Source organism: Arthrobacter sp. NPDC056727 (genome assembly GCF_042790555.1).
Lineage (GTDB): Bacteria > Actinomycetota > Actinomycetes > Actinomycetales > Micrococcaceae > Arthrobacter.
The window spans coordinates 1-21,217 of the sequence record NZ_JBHTZA010000014.1; the positions used below are offsets into that span (position 1 = coordinate 1).

Here is a 21,217-nt window from a genome sequence, read left to right on the forward strand (position 1 = left end):
ACTCCGACGACATCCGCGACGCCCCCGCCCTCGACGTCGCCCGCATGCTCCACCAAGCCGGAGCAACCGTCACCGTCTACGACCCCAAAGCCATGAACAACGCCCGCCGCACCTACCCCGACCTCAGCTACGCCGCGTCCTTGGAAGCCGCAGTCACCGGAGCCGAAATCGTCGCCCTCCTCACCGAATGGGACGAATTCCGCCACGCCAACCCCACCACCCTCGGCAACCTCGTCCAGCTCCGCAACATCGTCGACGGCCGCCACGCCCTCGACGCCGACGCCTACCGCGCCGCCGGCTGGGACTACCGCGCCCTCGGCGCCCCCAGCAAACTGCCGGCGCCGGTCCCTGCGCCTGCCCAGGCACCGCTTATGACGCACTGACCCGCGGTTCGGAGTTTTTGTACAGATATTGGCCGCTGGAGGCCTCGGAAGTCCGATTATCTGGACAAAAACTCCAATGAGATGGTCAGGTCCGTCTGCGCCGCCGAGTGGTCCCGGTTCCTGGCCACCATCACCACCGTGTACGGCCCCTTACTCAGCTGGCCGCTCCCGGTCTTGCTGAAGCCGTTCGACTCATAGAACACTTCGGCCGCCGCGAGCACCTCGTCCGCTCCGCCCGGCACCGTGAGCAGCACCGTCCGCGCCCCGGCGGTGCCGCCCGAACCCTGAAGCTGCCCGGGCGGAACGGGAACATCGGCCGGCCAGTCCGCAGGCAGGGCGCGGACCGTGCGGGCACCCTCTCCCCCTTCGCCGTCACCGTCTGAACCACGACGCCGGCCGCCGTCCTGGGCGGGCGGCGCGCCCGCCGTCGTACTTTCCTTAACAACGGGCGGCGCCGGGCTGCAGCCGGCGAGCACGGCCGTGGCGAGGACCGCCGAAGCGAGTCCCCGCCACAGAGCCAATGGATGTCTCATCTGAGCTGGAATGTCACCACGGCGACGGCACCAGTGCCGCCGTGTTGCCCGTGCCCTCACCGTTCACCAGGAAGGGCAGGTGCCAGAGGTCGTTGGGCACAATCGGATCGCCCGGCATCACGTTCTCCGGGAAGATGTACTCGAACACCGGCGCGATGTACTGCCCCGGCTGGAGCCCGTTGGCCCGGGTCGGGGCGTTCTTGAAGCAGTTGTCCAGGGCGGCCTGGTTGATCGTGGTGGTGCTCACGTTCACCGGCGTCGGCAGGCACAGGCTGCGCACACCCACCCGGACCGTCCGGTCGGGCTGGCTGAGCAGGCCGTTGGGCGCCTTGGTGGCACGCAGGCGGGCCCGCTGCGGCTGCGCCCCGGTGTTCTGCGTGGTGATGCCGCCGGTAGGGCCGCTGATGGGAACGCCGTTCTCGCCTGTCATCTCAAACGGCGTGATCCAGCGGTTGCGGACGGTGCCGTCGGGGTTGTGGTCCTCGTAGTAGATGTCGACGGCGGTCTTGACGTCGGTGGTCTCCGCTTCAAGGAAGATGCGGTCCTGGGTTTCCTGGGCGGCGCCGTTGGCCGCCGTGGCCAGCGGGTCCGCGGTGCCGACGCCGAACTCGCCAATGGCCAGGTAGCTGGGCTGGCTGCCGGGCTGGGTGTAGATGCCGAGGTTGGCCTCCACGGTGTGGGCCGAGATGTAGTCCTCGGTGCCGTGGATGAGCGTGCCCGAGTAGTCCACGTAGTCGCCGATCTCAAACGGTGCCTGCTGTGACGCGTCCGGGCCCGTCGTCGGGAGGCCGGTGAACGCCGGCATCACATACTGCGAGCAGTACTTCTGTCCGGGTGCCGGGGCGGGAAGTTCGCCGCTGGCAGGCAGGGCAACGCCGGCGATGCTGAAGTTGCGGCAGCCCGGGGCGAGCGGCCTGTTCTTCTGCGGGCAGAGGGGATCGTCCTTCACGCCGGGGTCCGTGCGCGGGACGCACATGGGGTAGCCGGTGGCGGCGTGCACGGTGGGGTTGTCCTGGTCCACGCTGAAGCGGTTGTCCGGTGACTGGCCGTTGCTGAACCGGCCGGTGTCCGCTCCCGCGCTGTCTTTGAGTCCGGCGATCTTGGGGTCGTTCAGCTGCACGGTCACGGTGCCGCCGGCCGCGTTGGCGACCTTCAGGGCGCCGTTGGCGTAGTCGATGCCCGTGATTTCGCCGCGGCCGGTGTTCGCCGACTGCTGCGAGACGAAGGCCAGGCCGGCGACGTGCTTCGTTCCCACCATGTTGCCCACGGCCCGCAACTCCAGGCCATCCGTTGCCAGCGGCGCGCTGCCGCCGGTGCCGTGGACGAAATCCGCCCAGGTCAGGGTGTTGGCGGGCATCTGGACGATGAGGTTGCAGGGAATGGTGACGACGACGCCGTTGATGGTGACGGAACCGCCGAAGTCGGCCGGGTCCGCGGCGGGGCAGGCCCCGCCGTCGACGGTGGCGTTACGGGCCAGGCCGGTGTCGTCGAAGCCGTGCAGCTGGGCGGCTGCCACGGAGAAGGCGGGCGTGGGAAGCGTGGGCACCACCCACGGGGAGACGATCCCCTTGGGCGGCTTGGCCGTACCGCCGCCACCGCCTTTGGCCAGGGCGGTTCCCACGCCGCCGGTGGCGATCAGGCCGGCGGCGGCGCAGAGAATGGTGAGCTTCCTGAGTGTTTTGGGCCGAACGTTGGTCCTCATGGCTGGTCCTTTCGGAGGTGCCGTTGTTCCTGGGCGAGACGTGCAGGACCGGGGTCCTGCGCTCATGAGGGTGCGTGAAAATGCGGTGGTGACAGGCTCGGTGCGTGGCCCGCGCGTGGTGCGGGCCGACGTCGGACGTTCTTTTTGCCGGGGCAGCAAAGGCAACATTTGGTTGCCGGGACCAACCATCTCCCTGGCCGGTTGGGAAAACCCTGCGGCATTCTTGCTTCTCCGGCAGCCGGGTGGTGGTCCACCCACCAGCCTGGGGCCCCCAAGAAATTCCCAAGCGGGTGCCCATAGCTTCCTGTGCATCAAGCCAGCCGTTGCGGCAGGCAACCAATTCAGGGGGAGGAACACCATGGAGAACAATGGACTGGTCAGGGTGCGGCTACGGTCTCAAACCGCCCGGCCGGCGTGGGTGATCGGCACCATTCTGCTGGGGATTCTGGCCGCGCTTGCACCGATGTTTTTTGCATCCGGTGCCACCGCCAGGGTCAGCACCGCTGTCACCTACGTGCCGCAGACCCGCACCTACTACATCGCCGCGGATGAGGCGGAGTGGAACTACGCGCCCACGGGCAAGAACCAGATAACCGGCGAACCGTTCGACGAGGAAGCCTCGGTGTTCACCAAGCAGGGGCCGAACCGGATCGGCAGCACCTACATCAAGTCCCTCTACCGGGCCTACACCGACGCCAGCTTCAAGACCCTCAAGCAGCGCACACCGGCAGAAGAGCACCTGGGGTTCCAGGGCCCGGTGATCCGCGGCGTCGTCGGGGACACGATCAAGGTGGTCTTCAAGAACAACCTCGACCGGCCGGCGTCGATCCACGTCCACGGCGTGTTCTACGACAAGGGCAGCGAGGGCGCCCCGTACGCGGACGGCACGTCCGGAGCGGCGAAGAACGACGACGGCGTGGCCCCCGGTGCCACCTATACCTACACCTACGAGGTGCCCGAGCGGGCCGGCCCCGGCCCCATGGACGGCAGCTCCGTGATGTGGATGTACCACTCCCACACGGACGAGGTGGCGGACGACTACTCCGGACTGGTCGGACCCATGGTGATCACCAGGGCCAGCAACGCCCGCCCGGACGGTACCCCGAACGACGTCGACCGCGAGTTCTTCCTGCAGTTCAAGGTCAGCAATGAAAACAACAGCCCCTATCTGCAGAAGAACATCGACAGATTCACGGGCAAGCCTTCCACCGTGAAGACGGACGACGAGGGCTTCCAGGAGAGCAACATGATGCACGGCATCAACGGCTATGTCTTCGGCAACCAGCCGATTGAAACCATGACCATGAAGAAGGGCGAGCACGTGCGGTGGTACCTGATGGGCATGGGCACCGAGGTGGACCTGCACACCCCGCACTGGCATGGGAACACGGTGACGGCGCTCGGCATGCGGACCGACGTCGTGAACCTGCTGCCGGCCAGCATGGTGGTGGCGGACATGATCCCGGATGACGTGGGCACTTGGCTGTTCCACTGCCACGTCAATGACCACATCAGCGCCGGGATGATCACCCGATACCGCGTCCTCAACGCCGACGGCACCGAGGGCACTGTGACGGAGGCTGCCCCGGTCCACACCGCGGGCCACTAGGTACTTCTGGCCCGACTGACTCGCAGAAGACGTCGTTCTGAGTGCTGAAACGACAACAACTGTGAGTCAGTTGGGCCTCCGCCTGTGGAACAATCGAATAGCCCTTTGAAAGGAGCCATTCACCCATGCGGCAGCCGGACCAGGGACAGCAGTCACTCTCCGGCAACCGGAAGCCCGCGGGATGGGGCCGGGTACTTCGCGGCTCCCCCGCCACCCTCATTTTCGTTGTTCTCTTCTGGACCGCCGGCTTGGTGTCAGGCAGCGTCCGGACCGGGCCGCCTCCGTTCTTGCTGCCCCACGTTGCGGCGACCTCGCACTCCATGCCGGATCACTGGTGGGCCCTGCTGCTCTCCGCGTTCTGGGAGCGGGACCTGGCCGGATACTTGGTGGGCACGCTGGCGGTCATGCTCGCCGGGCTCCCTTTGGAGAGACGGCTGGGATCGCTGCGTTTCACTGTTGCCGGACTCTTCGGCCAGTTGCTGGGAATCCTGGCCACGCTCGGGTTCCTTGCCGCGGCCCGCGGCCTGATGGGCAGCTGGATCCGTGACCTGAGCGGGCATTTCTTTCTGGGGCCGAGTGCCCTGGCCTGCGCGGCTGCAATGGCTGCGACGGCGGCTCTTTCCACCCTGTGGCGGCGCCGTATCCGCGTTGTTCTCCTCGCGGTGCTCCTGCTGTTTGCGATGTACGCGGGAGGCTTCGAGGACCTCGTCCGGCTCGGCGCCGCAGCGGCCGGAGGGCTGCTGGGTCCCGTGCTGCAGGGCCGCCGGCCGCGCTTTGGGCGGCCCGCCGTCTCCCGGCACGAGGCCCGGATCCTGGTGGCGCTGCTCCTGACGGTCGCGGCGGTCGGGCCGGTGGTTGCGGGACTTGCGCCGCACGCCGTCGGACCCCTCTCCGTTCTCAAGTACCTGTTCACCAACATCCAGCCCGTGGACCCCGCGGCCCTGCAGGCGTCCTGCTCGCGCCCGGCCGACCTCAGGGACTGCGCCGCCGCCCAGCTGCAGCTGCGGGCCGGGGCGGGCGGAATCTTCATGGCCATCCTGCCGTCGTTCCTGCTGCTGCTGCTGGCGGACGGCCTGCGGCGCGGACGGCGGTTCGCGTGGGCCGGTGCGCTGCTGATCCAGGCCTCTTTGTCCCTGCTCGCCGCCGTGACTATTGCCGGCGTCCTGCTGCCGCCGCCCGGTACGGCGTCATCCGACCGCGAGGGTGTGGGCGGGATCGAGCTGTCCGGCTATTCACACCCGCTCAGCCTGGTGCTGCCGATGCTCCTGCCCGTCCTCCTGACGCTTCTCCTGCTGGCCGGCCGGAACCTGTTCCCGGTGCGGGCCCCGCGGGGAACGTACCTGCGGCTGGCGCGCCGGGTTGCGGTTGCCCTGGTTCTGCTGAGCCTCGTTTACGTGGGCCTGGGACTCCTTTTGGCCTCCGGTTTCACCCCGGCGCCGGGCCTGCTGCAGCTTCTGGCCGACGTCCCGGACAGGTTCCTTCCACTCGGCTTCCTGGTGGACCGCTCACCGGCGTTCTTCCCCGAAAGCACCGCCGCCGTCGTGCTTTACGAAAGCATCGGCGTCGTGTTCTGGGCGTGGACCGGAGCCCTGCTGCTGCGGACCTTCCTGCGTCCGGCGCACGGCCGGCACAGCGCGGACGAGGAGCGGGCCCGGCGCATCCTCAAGGCGCACGGCGGCGGCTCGCTCTCCTGGATGACCACGTGGAGCGGGAACAGCTACTGGTTCAGCGGCCCGAGCTTCATTGCGTACCGCGTGCTCAACGGGGTGGCCGTGGCCCTCGGCCCGCCCGTGGGTCCGGCCGCCGGCCGGGAGGCCGCGTTCACGGAGTTCGCCCGGCACTGCCGGCTCAGCGGGTGGACGCCGTGCTTCTACTTCGTGCCCGAATCGCTGCGCGCCCTGGGGACCTCGCTGGGCTGGGGCTCCGTGCAGGTGGCGCAGGAGACCGTGCTGCGGCTGGACGAGGTGTCCTTCCGCGGCAAGAAATTCCAGGACATCCGCACCGCGCTGAACCGGGCGGGCAAAGCAGGCGTCCGCGCCGAGTGGACCACGTTTGCCCAGGCGCCGATCGCCGTGCAGGCCCAGATCGAGGCGATTTCCGAGGAGTGGGTGGCGGACAAGAAGGTCCCGGAGATGGGCTTCACGCTGGGCAGCCTGGATGAGCTGGACGACCCCGAGGTCCGCTGCCTGCTGGCGATCGATGCCGACCACACCGTCCATGCCGTGGCGTCGTGGCTGCCGGTGTACCGGAACGGATACGTGGTGGGCTGGACGCTCGACTTCATGCGGCGGCGCGGCGACGGTTTCCGGGCGAGCATCGACTTCCTCATCGCGTCGGCCGCGCTGAGCCTGCAGGACGAGGGATGCGAGTTCATGAGCCTGTCCGGGGCGCCGCTGGCACGGGTGCCTTCGGTTTCCCCGCCGGCGGGCGGGGTTGCCGGTTCCTTCGGCGGTGAGGGCGGTGCGCCCGCCGGCGCGGGCGGCGCGCCCGCCGGCGCGCCCGGCGCTGCCGACGCGAGCGGCGCCCTGGACCGGATGCTCGACTGGCTCGGGGCCGCGCTCGAACCGGTGTACGGGTTCCGGTCCCTGCTGGCGTTCAAGGCGAAGTTCAAGCCCGACTACGTGCCCATGTACCTGCTCTATCCGGACGCGGCCGCCCTGCCCGCGATCGCCAACGCCATCACCCGGGCGTACCTGCCCTCGATCAACCTGGGCCAGGGCCTCACACTGGTGCGGGGCCTCCTCACCCGCCGCTGACCTCTCCCTCCCGGAAGACCGGCTTCGACGAGCGGGCGGGCGCTACCGCAGCGCGATGCCCGTGTGCCGCTCCAGCGCCTCGAGCAGTTCAGCCTGGAACCCCGGGTCCTTCACGGCCGGATGCGGCTCCCGGCGCTGCTGGTGGAACCAGTACCCTCCGGACTCGCGGTCCCCGCCGGAATGCGTGGCGAGCCACACCTGCGTGACGTGCCCCAGCTCCAGGTCATCGGGTGCGCCCCGTCCGCCCATCCGGGTGGGCACCCAGCCCGGGTCAACGGCGTTGCTTTCGACGTCCGGCCAGCGGCTGGCCACAGCGGCCGCGAGCGCCGTGACATAAAGCTTGCTGTCCGAGTAGGCCCCGGAGCGCCTCGCCGCGTCCGTCCAGTCGATTCCCTGAAGGTCGGGTGTGCCGGAGCGGTGCATGCCGCTGCTGAGGTACACGAGGCGGCGCGGCCGGGCCAACAGCGCGGTCAGGACGTACGGCGCAACGGTGTTCACCGCCAAGACCTCGCTGCCGCTGTACACCCCGGCGTTATGGATGACGGCGTCGAACGGGCCGTACCGGCCCGCCTGTTCCGCCACCCGCACCGTCTCGTCGAAGTCGGCAAGATTCCCGACGACGGCCCCCGCGGCCCGCTCCCGCAACAAGCCCGCATCCGCGAGGCGGAACGAATTCCTGGCGTGCAGCACCACATCATGGCCCTGCTGCATCAGCGCCCTGGCGGCATTCAGCCCGAGCCCGCCGGCAGAACCGGTGATGAAAATCCTCGCCAACCTGTGTGCTCCGTTCCGCGCTTTCCGCCTATCCGGCCGCCTGATCAACACTAAAGGCGGCACCCGTCGGCTGGGAGGTACTGGCAGGAACTCCCACGCTGTCAGCACAGGACCGTACGGTGGATATGTGAACGGGTCCCCTTCCGTACGCCGGCCGGAAATTGCCGCGGACGGGAGGGAAGAGATTTGGGCGTCCCGCCGTTACCCCTTACGGCAGGGCCCGCCTCACGCCACCGCGATGAGGCCAGTAGATGATTTTCATCCGCGGCCCGTTCCACCGACACCGATACACAGGAGAACCATGCCTACCGTCAACGCTTACGCCGCGCCGTCCGCGTCCGAGGACCTCATCCCCACCACCATCGAACGCCGCGACGTCGGTCCGCGCGACGTCCTCATCGAAATCAAGTACGCCGGCATCTGCCACTCCGACATCCACACCGTCCGCGGCGACTGGGGACCGCAGCAGTATCCGCTCGCCCCCGGCCACGAGATCGCCGGCATCGTCACCGAGGTGGGATCCGAGGTGACCCGGCACAAGGTTGGCGACCGGGTGGGCGTCGGCTGCATGGTCAACTCCTGCAAGGAGTGCGCCAACTGCCTCGCCGGCGAGGAACAGTACTGCCTCAAGGGAATGGTCGGCACCTACGGCGCCGTCGACCGCGACGGCACCATCACCCAGGGCGGCTACTCCACCCACGTGGTGGTGGTCGAGGACTTCGTCGTCACCATCCCGGACGGCATCGAGCTCGACGTCGCAGCTCCCCTGCTGTGCGCCGGCATCACCACGTACTCCCCGCTGCGCCACTGGGGCGCCGGCCCCGGGAAGAAGGTCGCCGTCGTCGGCCTCGGCGGACTGGGCCACATGGCCGTCAAGCTCGCCCACGCCATGGGCGCCGAGGTCACCGTCCTTTCCCAGTCCCTCAAGAAGCAGGAAGACGGCCTCCGCCTGGGCGCCGACCACTACTTCGCCACGAGCGACGCCGGCACGTTCGAAGCCCTCGCCGGCAGCTTCGACCTGATCATCAACACGGTCAGCGCCTCGATCGACATCAGCTCCTACCTGCAGCTGCTGTCCCTGGACGGCACCCTGGTCAACGTCGGCGCCCCGGCCGAGCCGCTCCCGGTCAACGCGTTCGCGCTCATCGGCGGACGCCGGGCCTTCGCCGGTTCCATGATCGGCGGCATCCGCGAAACCCAGGAGATGCTCGACTTCTGCGCCGAGCACGGCCTCGGCGCTGAGATCGAGGTCATCCCGGCCAGCAAGATCAACGAAGCCTACGAGCGCGTCCTCGCTTCGGACGTGCGCTACCGCTTCGTGATTGACACCGCCACGTTCTAAGGCGAAAAACGCACGACGGCGGGCCGTTCCCTTAAGGGGGCGGGCCGCCGTCGGCGTTCCGGCCCGGGCAGTCCGCGAACTCCTGCGGGAAACCTGCGGCTACCGTGCCTTCTTCTTGAGCCTGCTGCTGCACCATCCTTCAACAGGATCGGAGCGCGAACACCAGCACGAGGAGGTCCGATGGAGTTGGTGCAGCGATGGAGCGGCCCGGCGGAGACGGAAGCCGTGGGTGCCTTCTGGCGGTGGTGGTCGGTAGCGGGCGCCGGGCTGATCACGGCGGCTGTGGTGACCGGCGTGTACGGCGACCTCCCGGAAATGATCAGCGCCATGGTGATGGCGATCCACCCCGAGCTCAGATGGGAGACCGGCCCGGGCGCCCGTTCGCGGCACCGGCTCTGCGTCTCCGGCGGCGGAGATCCCCGGCTGCGGGTCCTGGCCGAGCGGTGGCGCAGGGCAGCTCCCCCGCCCACGGAAACGTGGGAATTCGCCGCGGCCAGGCAGCCGCAGCCGGACATGCCCGATGCGACCCTTGAGGGTCTGGAGCAACCGGTGGATCTGGGTCTGGCCCGGATCCAGGTGGACTGGGACGAACGCCGTGCCCTGGCGGAACTCACCGTTTTCCACCCGGCTTTCAAGAAGATGGGCACCAACGGCTGCCGTCAGACGGCCCGCCTCCTGGTGGACTGGCTCCTCGGGGAGGACGATGTCCAGCGTTGGGTTGGCGCCGTCAACGTGACCCGGACAGTTCCGCGCGACAGCCAGCCAGCCGCCGTCGTCACCGACTTCATCCGGGAAGTGGCAACCCGGAACCCGGAGCCCCGGTGGACGATGCGGGAGGCGACAACCTCCGCCGGGCACAGGGTGATTGTCTGCACCCTGCGGCCCTTGCGGTGGGTCGACCACCCGCTGCTGGACCTGCACACCGCCGTCCGGATCAGCTACCGGCGGACCGGCGGTGACGCACTGCCCGACGGGGAGGCACTGATCGGGCTTCTTCACCTCGAGCAGGACCTGGAATCCGTCCTCGGGACCCGCGGCATGCTGGTGTCCTCAGAAACGTCCAACGGGCTTCGCGCCCTGCACTACTACAGCGACTCTGAAGACCAGAACGGGCGGGACGCCTTCGACCGCTTTGCCCGCTCCCGGGCGTACGTCCAGGTGACCCACACCTATGATCCGGGCTGGGCCCGGGTACGGAAATTCATCTGACTCCTGCAAAGGCGGAACAGGTGCGGCAGCCGGATCCGGCGGATTTGGGGGGAATGCTGACGGGTCCGGCTACCCTGCCCCGGCGCCGGACAGGCGCGGCCCGCCGTCGGGAGCCTCTCGATTCTGGGCGTCCGGACTTGGAGAAAACCGGAGGCCGCCGCCAAGCCGTTGCCCCAAGCCACCAGTTTTGGGGGTATGCGAGCGCCCGCTCCCACTACTCTTTCGGCAAAGGCAGGACGATAATTAAACCGACCACCGGGGCTGGGCCGGCGGCGGTGTCGCCTGTCTGAGACCAGGGCGACCCCCCCCAGCCGCCGCCGTCCCTTTAAATCTCCCAAGTGAAACGGGAACTCAGGCGTGGGTGGGTTCCTCGACCAGGGCCGTGGCGATGCTGTCCGCATCCTCCAGCGCGGCGAGGTAGCGTTCCGCGTCGAGAGCCGCCGCGCACCCGGTGCCGGCGGCGGTGATGGCCTGGCGGTAGCGGTGGTCCACGGCGTCCCCGCAGGCGAACACGCCACTCAGGTTGGTGCACGTGGTGGGCGCATCCACCTTGATGTAGCCCTCGCCGTCGAGCTCCACCTGTCCGGACACCAGCTCGGTGCGCGGCACGTGCCCGATCGCCACGAACAGCCCCGTCGCGGGCTGCTGCCGGGTTTCGCCCGTGCGGGTGTCGGTGAGGGTGACGCCGCTGACCTTGCCGTTGCCGTGGATCGCCGTGACGGCCGAGTTCCACGCGAAGGTGATCTTCGGGTTGTCCTTGGCACGCTGCGCCATGATCCGGGAGGCGCGCAGCTCACCCTTGCGGACGACGACGGTCACGGACTTCCCGAAGCGGGTCAGGAAGGTGGCCTCCTCCATCGCGGAATCGCCGCCGCCGACCACGATGATGTCCTGGTCGCGGAAGAAAAACCCGTCACAGGTGGCGCACCACGAGACTCCGTGGCCGCTGTACGTCTTCTCCTCGGCCAGCCCGAGTTCCTTGTACGCCGAGCCGGTGGCCAGGATAACGGCGGGGGCCTCGTACGTCTCGCCGCCGCCGGTGACCACACGCTTAAGGTGGCCCCTCAGCTGAACGGAAGTGGCGTCGTCGAACACCACCTGAGCGCCAAATTTCTCCGCCTGCTGCTGCAGGCCGTCCATCAGCTCCGGCCCCTGGACACCCTCCGGGAAGCCCGGGAAGTTCTCCACCTCGGTGGTGTTCATCAAGGCTCCGCCGGCCGTGACCGAGCCAGCCAGGACCAGCGGCTTCAGACCTGCCCGGGCCGCATAAATCGCAGCCGTGTAGCCGGAGGGCCCGGAGCCGACGATGATCAGCTGTTCGGTGCTGGCCTTCCCGTTACCGGCGTCATCTGTGGCGGCATCCTCGGGCTTGGCGTTCTTGCTCACTGCTGGCTCCTTCTCTTCGGGCTCATTCAGGGAAACTGCTACTGGGCGTCGGCGTGCCGGGCGGGCAGCAGCTCGGTGACCAGCGCCTCGACGCGCGTCCGGATCTGATCGCGGATGGGGCGGATGGATTCAATCCCCTTGCCGGCGGGGTCGGCGAGCTCCCAGTCCTCGTAGCGCTTGCCGGGGAACACCGGGCACTCGTCGCCGCAGCCCATGGTGATCACGACGTCGGCCTCCTTCAGGGCCCCGGTGGTGAGGACCTTCGGCACCTCCGCGGATATATCAACGCCGACTTCGGCCATGGCATCGACGGCCGACGGGTTCACCTCGAACGCCGGCTCCGAGCCAGCGGAACGGACCTCGATCGCTCCGCGGGACAGGCTGGTGAGGAACCCCGCGGCCATCTGGGACCTGCCGGCATTGTGCACGCAGACGAAGAGGACGGAGGGCTTCCTGGCTGGATCGGCGGTCATGGCGGTCTCCTGAAGTTGGCGCGTACTCAAGTGCAACAAGAGCGGGCAGTTCAATCAAGAGCCCGGGCGTCCGAGGGGCCTGGAGTTTTTGTCCACTTGTCACGAGTTCGAGGGTGTTTAACTCGCGACAACTGGACAAAAACTCCACCAAGGCTCACCGCAGCGGGGCCGTGGAGTTGCGGACCACCAGCCGCGGCGTGAGGCACCTGTCCGCTAAGGGGGCGCCCGGATCATTGAGCCGTTCCAGCGCGACACCGCCGGCAATTTTCCCGAGCTCCACGGCATAAAGGTCCACGGAGGTCAGGTCGATGCCGTGCAGCCGGGCCGTCCGCGAATCGTCGTAGCCCACCAGCGACAGGTCCCCGGGAACCGTCAGGCCCAGCGCGTACGCGGCTTCACGGACGCCGAGGGCGAACTGGTCGTTGTGCGCGAACACGGCCGTGGGGCGGTCCGGGCCGGCGAGGAGTTCCGCAGCAGCACGCTCCGCGGCCTCCTGCGTGAAGTCGGCGGCCGCCACGGTCTGCGGGGCCAGGCCGGCGGACCGCATGATCTGCCCATAGACCTCCTGCCGGACGGTATGGCCCTCAAAGGGCGGCCCGGCCAAGTGCGCAATCCGTGTATGCCCGAGGTCCAGGAGGTGCTCGACGGCGGCCCGCGCGCCGGCGTCGTCGTCCGGATACACGCTGTCCACGCCCTCCACCCGCCGCGTGACACTGACCACCGGCGTGGTCTGGGCCAGTTCCCGCACCCGCGCGTCGGGGTCCAGCAGCGCCGCGGCGATGATGATCCCCACCCGCGCCTCGACGAGCGAGTCCATCGCGCCCGGGTCCACGCCGCCAATCGACCGCGAGACGCTGAGGATGAGCCGGTTGCGGGCCTGCGGCAGTGCCAGCCGCACGCCGTTGAGGACGTCGGAGTAGACCTCGTTGCGGAGGTCCAGGAGGTAAAGCCCGACGGCGGTCCGGGACTTGCTTGCCAGCGCGGCGGCTGCTGCGTTGTGCCGGTACCCCAGACGCTTGGCGGCCTCGAAGATCGCCTGTTTGGTCTCGTCGCTGACGCCCGCCGCGCCCCGGAAGGCGAAGGAAACCAGCGTGCGGGAAACCCCGACTTCGCGCGCAACGTCAGCCTGGGTGGCCGGCCTGTGCTGCCGCTGCAGAGTCATGTCGCCATCCTCCCATGTCGGGTAGCGGCACAAAATTAAGAAATCATTTGTAAGTTTGACCTTACATTTAAGCCTTTCGCGCGTTAGTCTGGGGTGTGACGGCGGGCACACGACCCGCAAAACTGAGACAAGGAAGTCCTGATGTCTGCAACCCAAGCCCAGCGCGACGGCGCACATAGTCCCTCACTTCCCCCACTGACCAACGGGCCGCACCGCAAGCGCCTCGGCATGGTGGCCACGGTCGCAACGTTCGGCGGCCTGCTGTTCGGCTACGACACCGGCGTCATCAACGGTGCGCTCCGGCCAATGACGGCCGACCTCGGCCTCACCCCGATCACCGAAGGCATCGTGACCAGCTCCCTGCTGTTCGGCGCCGCGGCCGGTGCCGTGGCCGGCGGCCGGCTCTCCGACGCCTGGGGCCGGCGCAAGACCATCATCCTCCTGGCCATCCTGTTCCTCGTCGGCGCACTGTCCTGCGTGTTCGCGCCGAACTTCGAGGTGATGGTGCTGGGCCGTGTCATCCTCGGCCTCGCCGTCGGCGGCGCCTCCTCGGTGGTCCCGGTGTACCTCGCCGAACTGGCCCCCTATGAGATCCGCGGCTCGCTCGCCGGCCGCAATGAACTCATGATCGTCATCGGCCAGCTCGCGGCCTTCGTCGTCAACGCCGTCATCGGCAACCTGTGGGGCGAATTCGGCGGTGTCTGGCGCATCATGCTCGCGGTGGCCGCGGTACCGGCCGTTGCCCTGTTCCTCGGCATGCTCCGGATGCCGGAATCCCCGCGCTGGCTCATCTCCCGGGGCCGCAACCAGGACGCACTGGCCGTCCTGAAGACCATCCGCTCAGCCGACCGCGCCGAAGCGGAAATGGCCGACGTCAAGCACCTCGCCGACGAGGAAAAGGAAATGAACCTGTCCGGCTGGGGCGCACTGCGGAACAAGTGGATCCTGCGCATCCTGCTCGTCGGCATCGGCCTGGGCGTGGCACAGCAGCTGACCGGCATCAACTCGATCATGTACTACGGCCAGTCCGTGCTGGTTGAGGCCGGCTTCGACTCCGGCGCCGCCCTCATTGCCAACATCGCCCCCGGTGTCATCGCCGTCGTCGGCGGCGTCATCGCTCTCACCATGATGCAGCGGGTCAACCGCCGCACCACCCTGCTCCTCGGCTTCACACTGACCACCATCTGCCACTTCCTCATCGGCATCGCCTCCATCGCGCTGCCCGTCGGCAACCCGGCACGGCCCTTCGTGATCCTCTTCCTGGTGGTTGCCTTCGTCGGCTCCATGCAGACGTTCCTCAACATCGCCGTCTGGGTGATGCTCTCAGAGATCTTCCCGCTGCACATCCGCGGCTTTGCGATCGGCGTCTCCATCTTCTGCCTCTGGATCGCCAACGCCATCCTGGGCCTGTTCTTCCCGTCCCTGGTGGCATCAGTGGGCATCACCGGAACGTTCTTCATGTTCGGCGTGGTGGGCATCCTGGCCCTCATCTTCATCTACACCCAGGTCCCGGAAACCCGCGGCCGCACGCTCGAAGCACTGGAGGAGGACGTCACCACCGGCGCCATCTACCTGGTGCACAAGACCCCGGCGACCGCAGCGCACTGACCTCCCACCAACTCTGCAGCCCCGCCTGCCGGATCCACCCGAATCCGGCAGGCGGGGCTTGCCGCGTTTGCGGTGTTTACGTGCCGGCGGGCTGGAAGAGCTCGACGACGTTTCCGGCCGGATCCTCCAGCAGGATCTGCTGGCCGCCCGGGCCCTTAACGATGTCGTTCCGGAACGGAACGCCCGCGGCCCGCAGCCTGTCCACCTCGGCAGCGATGTCACTCACGACGAGATGGATACGGTTCCATCCGCCCGGTGCCGGGACCGCGCCGTCCGGCATTGGCCTGCCGGCCGAACTGGTGGGCCCGCTCAGCAGGAGCCGCAGCTGGCCGCGGGCGACGTCGGCAAACGCCGGTGCCGCGCTCATTCTTACGGTGAAGCCGAGGTGCTTCGTGTAGAAGCCGACGGCGGCATCGACGTCGTCCACCATGTACCGGACGCTGACCAGATCCGTGACGTTGGCCAGATCCTCGATGTTGCTGGACATTTCCATCTCTCCTTCTGGTTGGAAACCTTTCGAGAGCAAACAAGGATCAGACGTGCTGATCCACGATGACCGGGTTGCCGTCGGGGTCCACCAGGATGAAGCTTGCAGGCCCTGTGCCGTCGCCGGCTTCGGCAATGAAGGGAACTCCCTGTTCCTTCAGCTCGCGTTGGAGATCGCGGACATCGGTGAACGAGTCGAGCTGCTCTGCATCCTGGTTCCAGCCCGGATTAAACGTCAGGGAGTTCCTGTCAAACATGCCCTGGAAAAGTCCGATCACCGTCTGTCCGTTCCGCAGGATCAGCCAGTTCTGGGCGGCGTCACCCCCGGCCTTGGTGAATCCCAGCTTCCCGTAAAACGCGGCGGATGCCTCGATGTCCTTGACGGCCAAACTGAGTGAGAACGCGCCGAGTTGCATGTGCTGCTCCAGTCTCCGGAACCCTCCGGGCCATGATTCTTCGATGGTACTCGCGGCCGGTCAGAGCCGTCCCAGACAGCACTCTGCCAGAGCCCGCCGACAAAAACCCGGCCGCACGACAAATTCACGGGAACCCCGGACCGGCGTGATGCAGACGCCCCCGGCGCCCCGCGTTAGAACGCGTCCGTGTGGTCGAGCTCCGGCAGGACCATCAGGGGGTCTCCGGCAAAGTGCAGCCTGCGGGAAGACTGTCCGTCGGTCCATGCGAAGACCACCGAGCCATCAAGCGGCACGCCGCCGGCAATACCGGCCCGGGCTGAGCCGGCCGGCTTCCGGACCTCCGCCCCCGGGACCTGCCCTGGCCCCGGGGGCAGTGTTCCCCACACCGCCGGAAGGTCGGCGTCGTGATTGTTGCCAGCATTTGCGTCCATGCATCTATGGAACCAGTTAGGGGTGAACAGGCCGTGAACGTGGCCTGTAACACGCCCTGCGATTTCACGCGCGCGGATCATGGACGGTGTTGGGGAAATGGCTGGACCACCCTGGGGACGCCCACCGGCGGACCCCCCGTTTTCCCGTGACGGCCCAAGGAACTCCAAAGTTCTTCCAAGGACCGAGGCGCAGACTCTTGGCAGGGCCGGCGGCGGTGGCCCCTGGTCCACCTCCGGGACCTGGCTGCCTAACCCAGTCCGCCGCCGGCCCCACACCGCGTTGCCGGGTCCGGGGACAGCCCCGGCCTGCGGAGATCGCCGCTTGGTCCCGGGAGCCCCGGACGCTACTACGCGCCGTTGGCTCCCCTTACTTTCCCGGCCGCCGCCGTCGCCCTGGCAGCGATCGACCATGCGAGACGGCAGCAGCCGCCCTAAGCATGCCTTGAAGGCGGCCGCACTTGGCTCCCGGAGCCGGCGGACCGCACGCCCGGGTTCCGACGACTCCTATGTACAACCCTGCCTACTGCAGGGTAGGTTCGATACAGGAACCCTGTGATTCTGCGGGGACCCCTTCGGGCGTTGTGCACCGCCTCGAGGTAACGCCGCTGCAGCCTCCCGGCGGCCATTCTGCACCCAGAGGAAAGAGCCTGCCATGGCCACCTCGCATTTCCAGCAATTCCTTCACGACGCCACCTCCCCTGCTCCCGACACCGACAGTCCGCTGGGGCCGGACTGCCTTTACGGGCTGTACACGAGCTGGTGCCTGATCCAAGGACTGACACCCAAACCCGACTCGTCCTTCCGGGCCGGCATGCGCCGCTGCCGCGTCAACCTCCGCGGCACCAGGCGGCGGATGAAGGGACGCGCCGCAGCCGATTACATCCTCACCAGCTTCCCGTACGCGGGCTGACCGTGTCGCTCAGATCCCCCGGCTTCCGTTCCGACGGCGCCGGCGAAGCGCGTGTTCTGCCGGTGACGTGCCGCCGCTGCGGCAGCGACCGCCACCTCATCATCAGATCGGTGACGGATATCCCGGACTGCCCCACCGACGTCGTCATGGTTGCCTATACCTGCAGCCGGTGCCGGCTCTTCAGCGAACATCCCGCCCGGGTGGCTGACCTCTCGGCCGTCCTGGGCCGCCGGGAGCAAAAAGGGGACGTGCTGATCTTCGGCGGTCACTACATGCACTGCGGTCAACCGATGGCCAAGGCAGGATCGGAGGTGCGGAGACTGTCCGCGCCGCTGTCCACCGAAGGCGCAGCCGGCGACACCACCCTGGATGTCTATCTGTCCACCCGGGTCCTCAGATGTGTATGCGGATTCCAAATGGAATTGCCCGAATGAGGGGATCGTACAGTTGAAAGACAAAACTACGCACGGGTAACTTTGTGCGGGGCCCATCCTATTCCCCCATGCGGATGGTGTCCCCGGGAAGCCCCGCACCGCCTTCACGATGGTGCGGGGCTTTTTTGACGCCTCAGCCCCTCCCGTCTTGAGCTTTGCCCCTTACACTGTGCACACCTACTACAGGCCGGGGGGCACGTTGGGTTCACGGGGGCTTTGCCTGATAATCGAGGATGACCGGGATATTCGCGATCTGCTCAGTCTGATCCTGGCAAAGATCGGATTTGACGTGCACGCGGTGGGCAACGGCGCTGACGGGGTTGCCGCGGCGTGGGAACACCACCCCGCCCTGGTGACCGTGGACCTGAATCTGCCGGACATGGACGGCCTGGAGGTTGCGCAGCACATCCGCGCCCGCTCCGAGGCACCGATGCTGTTCATCACCGCCCGGGCAGAACTCGACGACGAAATAGCCGGCATGGCATCGGGAGCCGCCGCCTACCTGATCAAGCCCTTCCGCCCGCGGCAGCTCACGGAGACGGTCAACAGGCTTTGCCCCGTGGGTCCGCTGACGGCCCACCGCCTCGAGTCCCGCGCCTGACCGGGCAGCAGCCCGGCCGGCAACAGCGGCAGCCAGCCGTCCGGCGTCGTACTTTCCTGTCCGCGCACTGTAGGCGCAGGTGGCACTTCGGCTCCATAATGTCCCCATAAACTTCGGGGACCCTGTGCGCCGGTGAAGCCGGTGGAGCGGCGCAGAGTCCCAGGTGGCCGCCCCGGCTGTCGGCGAATACGGGCGGCCACGCGGCCCGGGCAAGGACATCAGTCCGTTCCCGGAGCCGATCCTGGGGGACCAGCGCCATCAACTCAACGAGGAGTGAACTGTCATGCTTGGTGACATAGAAGTCGCGGCTGTCCTTCCGGCGAAGGACGTGGGCAGGGCGAAGGATTTTTACCGGGACAAGCTGGGACTGGAACCCATTGAGCCCGCGGACGACAACGTCATGTACCGGTGCGGCAACGGCACCAGGTTCCTGCTGTACCAGACAGACAACGCGGGCACGGCCAAGAACACCCAGATGGGCTGGGTAACGGACGACGTCGAGCGCGACGTACAGGAATTACGGAGCCGCGGCGTTGTCTTCGAGGAGTACGACTTCCCCGGCGTGAAAACCGAGAACGGCATTGCCACCTCGGATGCGGGCAAGGCCGCCTGGTTCCTGGACAGCGAGGGCAATATTCTGAGCATCTTCGAAATGCCGTAGGCCGGGAACCCGGAGCTTAGCCGGGATGGCCCGATAACCGGAAAGGGGTCGGAACCACGCTGTTCCGGCCCCCATCCGTCTATTGCGCGGCCCCCCGGGCGGTGAAGCATCGACCTGCCCCGCGATGTTTGATCCCTCTGCCCCGCTGGAGCAGAGGGCCCCCAATGGAGAGGAATTGAAGAAACTATGAATTCATCAATTCCTCAATTACGAGTCTCGCCCAGCGGCGGCATGGCGTCAATAGCACTAACCCTTAGTGCGCAAACCGGGCGGCACACAAACTGAGGCCTCCCGGACGCGGAAGCCCCGGACCTGGCGCGAGTGTCACTGGGCGCCGCGCTCCCCAACTGCCTCGCTGGACACCTCGGCCACCGTAAGGCTGCGCTCCCGGGCCTGGGCCAGGAAACCAGCCAGGACCTGCTCCGCGCTGCGGCCGGTCCGGGCGCTCACGGTCCGGACGGCGTCGGTTACCAGGGCGCGCCTTCCCAAGGACTCCTCCAGCCGAGCCGCCGACTCGTCGGTCAGGATGCTCTCGTCGCCCAGGTCCAGGCCGGAGCCGGAGCCTGTGCGGGATGCGCCGATGCCCGCCAGACCGTCCGCGGCGGCCACAGCCCGGGCACGCAACACGGATTCGGCGGCAAAGAGCAGGTCTGCGATCTCGGGAACGGACAGCCAGTACTGCAGGCGCCCGCCGGTCCGGCGTCCGGTCACAAGGTGCTGGGCACGCAGCTGTGCGAGCTGGCCGGCCAGATGTGAAGGCTTCAATCCTGTGGCAGAGCACAGTTCCGCAACGCTGGCGGGGCCGGACGCGAGCACAGCCAGCACATGGACCCTGGCAGGGTGCGCCAGCGCCTTGAACAGTTCGGCTTCCCCAGCCGCGAACCGTTCCCTGAGTCCTGCACGTTCCGTCACAGCAGCCCCAATCTGACAGAAAGTCTTAACCGATTATCTCCCCACAAAACACTCATCGGCGCAATGGGATCCGCGTGGTCGACCGGATCTGATGTGTGAATTCGTTGTCATTCAAAGGCCCACCCCCCTCCCGGCAAACGTCCCGCACTGAAATAATTGTGTTAAATCATTTTCAACGCGGCAGTCTGCCACCGGGACGGCGCGGCAGGCTGCGGGCCCAGGAAAGGAACGAACACGCATGCCCGTCTTAGCAGCCACCCTTGCACGGCCCGGGATTCTCCCCCACGGCCAGCCAGGTTCCTGCGGGCCATCCCGCCATATTCCGGCGAGGCCCTGATGCAGGCCAACCTGCCCCTTGCGGACGAACTGGCGGCTCTCACCGCCCGGATCGCCGACCTTTTGCTGACCCACGAGACCGTCGACGAGGCCGTTTCGGCGCTCGCCCAGGCCCTGAAGGAAGCCATTCCCGGGACCCTGGGGGCCGGGGTCAGCTTGATGGACACGCGCGGGCGGCGCACCAGCACGGCCTCCACTGATCCCGACACCCTGCAGGCAGACCAGCTCCAGTACGATCTGGGGCAGGGGCCATGCCTGACTGCCTGGGCACAGCAGACAACCGTGACGGTCCAGGACACCCGCACCGACCACCGCTGGCCCGCCTGGAGCCGCGCCATCGCAGACCTGCCCGTCCGCGCGGTGATCAGCACGCCGCTATCAACCCCCGACGGCGCCATCGGGGCGCTGAAGGTCTACTCCCCCATTCCGAACGGATTCGATTCCAAGGCCATCCGCCTGCTCGAACTGCTTGCCCGGCCCGCCGCACTGATGCTTGCCAACACGCAGGCCCGCGACGCTGCACAACGCCTCAGCGACGGGCTCATCAGCGCACTCGGCGCCCGCGACGCGATCGGAACAGCCTCCGGAATCGTGATGGAACGGCTCCATGTCAGCCGCGATCAGGCACTCGCCACCCTCATCAGCGCGTCCCGGCGCCGGAACGAACCGCTGCACCAGCTCGCCCAGGACATCATCGGCGGCGGTGAGGTGTAACCGGCCGTCATAAAACTGCCTTCACACGGGCCCGATCGGCGTGCGCACGAGGAGGCTGCCGCCGTCGTCCACCACCTCACAGCGGGGGTTCCGGACGGTTAGACCGTGCCCGGCTACAGCATTTCTCAGCTCGGCGCAATTTTGGCGCGCGGCGCAGTTCCAAGGAAAATAGCCAGTCAGCACACAAATGCACGTCCCGCTTACTTCAGGAGACAGAGAACATGACTAACAACATTGCCCCGGGTGCCGGGTTGAACGCCGCCCCGAACGCAGCTGTGGCCGCTCTGGACGACCTGGACCTCACGCCGCAGGGCCTGGCCGACGCGCCGGCCAGCGAGCTGGAAGCGGACACCCTGGTACACCCCGGCGCCAGCTAAGC

At 67.6% G+C, this 21,217-nt stretch carries 22 protein-coding genes; 12 read left to right on the forward strand and 10 right to left on the reverse strand.

Translation table 11 applies throughout. The annotated features are described in order from the left end of the window. On the forward strand, positions 1 to 383 hold a 383-nt coding region (locus ACFRAH_RS14730; RefSeq protein WP_377991647.1), incomplete at its 5' end, for a UDP binding domain-containing protein. A 56-nt stretch (positions 384 to 439) separates the two neighbouring features. Here the strand turns inward: ACFRAH_RS14730 and ACFRAH_RS14735 are convergent. Together ACFRAH_RS14735 and ACFRAH_RS14740 are read right to left on the reverse strand one after the other, a co-directional pair. After that, positions 440 to 916, reverse strand: coding sequence for a hypothetical protein (locus tag ACFRAH_RS14735; RefSeq protein ID WP_377991648.1), 477 nt, complete (start codon positions 914 to 916; stop codon positions 440 to 442). Positions 917 to 929: 13 nt separating this feature from the next. Further along, a complete protein-coding gene (locus tag ACFRAH_RS14740) occupies positions 930 to 2,618 on the reverse strand; it encodes a hypothetical protein (RefSeq protein ID WP_377991649.1) in 1,689 nt (562 codons plus the stop codon). A gap of 358 nt (positions 2,619 to 2,976) precedes the next feature. On the opposite strand from ACFRAH_RS14740, the gene ACFRAH_RS14745 reads away from it, so the two are divergent. Both ACFRAH_RS14745 and ACFRAH_RS14750 read left to right on the forward strand, forming a co-directional pair. Next, complete coding sequence (locus ACFRAH_RS14745) at positions 2,977 to 4,227, forward strand: multicopper oxidase domain-containing protein (RefSeq protein WP_377991650.1); 1,251 nt, start codon at positions 2,977 to 2,979, stop codon at positions 4,225 to 4,227. Between the two features lie 125 nt (positions 4,228 to 4,352). Continuing rightward, positions 4,353 to 6,983, forward strand: coding sequence for a bifunctional lysylphosphatidylglycerol flippase/synthetase MprF (locus ACFRAH_RS14750; protein WP_377991651.1), 2,631 nt, complete (start codon positions 4,353 to 4,355; stop codon positions 6,981 to 6,983). A gap of 42 nt (positions 6,984 to 7,025) precedes the next feature. Here the strand turns inward: ACFRAH_RS14750 and ACFRAH_RS14755 are convergent, their stop codons facing one another. After that, positions 7,026 to 7,757: an SDR family NAD(P)-dependent oxidoreductase gene (locus tag ACFRAH_RS14755; RefSeq protein ID WP_377991652.1), complete on the reverse strand. Its 732-nt coding sequence runs from the start codon at positions 7,755 to 7,757 to the stop codon at positions 7,026 to 7,028. Between the two features lie 301 nt (positions 7,758 to 8,058). Between ACFRAH_RS14755 and ACFRAH_RS14760 the strand changes: the two genes are divergently transcribed. Both ACFRAH_RS14760 and ACFRAH_RS14765 read left to right on the forward strand, forming a co-directional pair. Beyond that, complete coding sequence (locus ACFRAH_RS14760) at positions 8,059 to 9,099, forward strand: NAD(P)-dependent alcohol dehydrogenase (protein WP_377991653.1); 1,041 nt, start codon at positions 8,059 to 8,061, stop codon at positions 9,097 to 9,099. Positions 9,100 to 9,279: 180 nt separating this feature from the next. Then, complete coding sequence (locus ACFRAH_RS14765; protein ID WP_377991654.1) at positions 9,280 to 10,308, forward strand: hypothetical protein; 1,029 nt, start codon at positions 9,280 to 9,282, stop codon at positions 10,306 to 10,308. 351 nt (positions 10,309 to 10,659) lie between these two features. On the opposite strand, the gene trxB is transcribed toward ACFRAH_RS14765, so the two are convergent. The 3 genes from trxB to ACFRAH_RS14780 all read right to left on the reverse strand — a co-directional run bounded on the left by trxB (position 10,660) and on the right by ACFRAH_RS14780 (position 13,329). After that, a complete protein-coding gene (trxB, locus tag ACFRAH_RS14770; protein WP_377991655.1) occupies positions 10,660 to 11,694 on the reverse strand; it encodes a thioredoxin-disulfide reductase in 1,035 nt (344 codons plus the stop codon). Between the two features lie 38 nt (positions 11,695 to 11,732). Further along, positions 11,733 to 12,167: an arsenate reductase ArsC gene (locus ACFRAH_RS14775; RefSeq protein WP_377991656.1), complete on the reverse strand. Its 435-nt coding sequence runs from the start codon at positions 12,165 to 12,167 to the stop codon at positions 11,733 to 11,735. 154 nt (positions 12,168 to 12,321) lie between these two features. After that, positions 12,322 to 13,329 (reverse strand): LacI family DNA-binding transcriptional regulator, encoded by a 1,008-nt coding sequence (locus ACFRAH_RS14780; protein WP_377991657.1) that lies wholly within the window; start codon positions 13,327 to 13,329, stop codon positions 12,322 to 12,324. Positions 13,330 to 13,470: 141 nt separating this feature from the next. Between ACFRAH_RS14780 and ACFRAH_RS14785 the strand changes: the two genes are divergently transcribed. Then, positions 13,471 to 14,937 (forward strand): sugar porter family MFS transporter, encoded by a 1,467-nt coding sequence (locus ACFRAH_RS14785; protein WP_377991658.1) that lies wholly within the window; start codon positions 13,471 to 13,473, stop codon positions 14,935 to 14,937. Positions 14,938 to 15,013: 76 nt separating this feature from the next. On the opposite strand, the gene ACFRAH_RS14790 is transcribed toward ACFRAH_RS14785, so the two are convergent. The 3 genes from ACFRAH_RS14790 to ACFRAH_RS14800 all read right to left on the reverse strand — a co-directional run bounded on the left by ACFRAH_RS14790 (position 15,014) and on the right by ACFRAH_RS14800 (position 16,270). After that, positions 15,014 to 15,424: a VOC family protein gene (locus ACFRAH_RS14790; protein WP_377991659.1), complete on the reverse strand. Its 411-nt coding sequence runs from the start codon at positions 15,422 to 15,424 to the stop codon at positions 15,014 to 15,016. A gap of 46 nt (positions 15,425 to 15,470) precedes the next feature. Then, positions 15,471 to 15,839: a VOC family protein gene (locus tag ACFRAH_RS14795; RefSeq protein ID WP_377991660.1), complete on the reverse strand. Its 369-nt coding sequence runs from the start codon at positions 15,837 to 15,839 to the stop codon at positions 15,471 to 15,473. 173 nt (positions 15,840 to 16,012) lie between these two features. Beyond that, positions 16,013 to 16,270: a hypothetical protein gene (locus ACFRAH_RS14800; protein WP_377991661.1), complete on the reverse strand. Its 258-nt coding sequence runs from the start codon at positions 16,268 to 16,270 to the stop codon at positions 16,013 to 16,015. 652 nt (positions 16,271 to 16,922) lie between these two features. Between ACFRAH_RS14800 and ACFRAH_RS14805 the strand changes: the two genes are divergently transcribed. The 4 genes from ACFRAH_RS14805 to ACFRAH_RS14820 all read left to right on the forward strand — a co-directional run bounded on the left by ACFRAH_RS14805 (position 16,923) and on the right by ACFRAH_RS14820 (position 18,876). Then, positions 16,923 to 17,180: a hypothetical protein gene (locus ACFRAH_RS14805; RefSeq protein ID WP_377991662.1), complete on the forward strand. Its 258-nt coding sequence runs from the start codon at positions 16,923 to 16,925 to the stop codon at positions 17,178 to 17,180. Positions 17,181 to 17,182: 2 nt separating this feature from the next. Then, positions 17,183 to 17,614 (forward strand): hypothetical protein, encoded by a 432-nt coding sequence (locus ACFRAH_RS14810; protein ID WP_377991663.1) that lies wholly within the window; start codon positions 17,183 to 17,185, stop codon positions 17,612 to 17,614. A gap of 109 nt (positions 17,615 to 17,723) precedes the next feature. Continuing rightward, positions 17,724 to 18,215, forward strand: coding sequence for a response regulator transcription factor (locus tag ACFRAH_RS14815; protein ID WP_377991664.1), 492 nt, complete (start codon positions 17,724 to 17,726; stop codon positions 18,213 to 18,215). Between the two features lie 283 nt (positions 18,216 to 18,498). Further along, positions 18,499 to 18,876, forward strand: coding sequence for a VOC family protein (locus ACFRAH_RS14820; RefSeq protein ID WP_377991665.1), 378 nt, complete (start codon positions 18,499 to 18,501; stop codon positions 18,874 to 18,876). Between the two features lie 324 nt (positions 18,877 to 19,200). Here the strand turns inward: ACFRAH_RS14820 and ACFRAH_RS14825 are convergent, their stop codons facing one another. Then, positions 19,201 to 19,788 carry an ArsR/SmtB family transcription factor gene (locus ACFRAH_RS14825; RefSeq protein WP_377991666.1) on the reverse strand — a complete coding sequence of 196 codons (588 nt, stop codon included), beginning with the start codon at positions 19,786 to 19,788 and terminating at the stop codon, positions 19,201 to 19,203. A gap of 336 nt (positions 19,789 to 20,124) precedes the next feature. Between ACFRAH_RS14825 and ACFRAH_RS14830 the strand changes: the two genes are divergently transcribed. Continuing rightward, positions 20,125 to 20,838, forward strand: coding sequence for a GAF and ANTAR domain-containing protein (locus ACFRAH_RS14830; RefSeq protein WP_377991667.1), 714 nt, complete (start codon positions 20,125 to 20,127; stop codon positions 20,836 to 20,838). 221 nt (positions 20,839 to 21,059) lie between these two features. Next, entirely contained in the window at positions 21,060 to 21,215 is a 156-nt protein-coding gene (locus tag ACFRAH_RS14835) for a hypothetical protein (RefSeq protein ID WP_377991668.1), read from the forward strand. Positions 21,216 to 21,217: the final 2 nt, after the last annotated feature.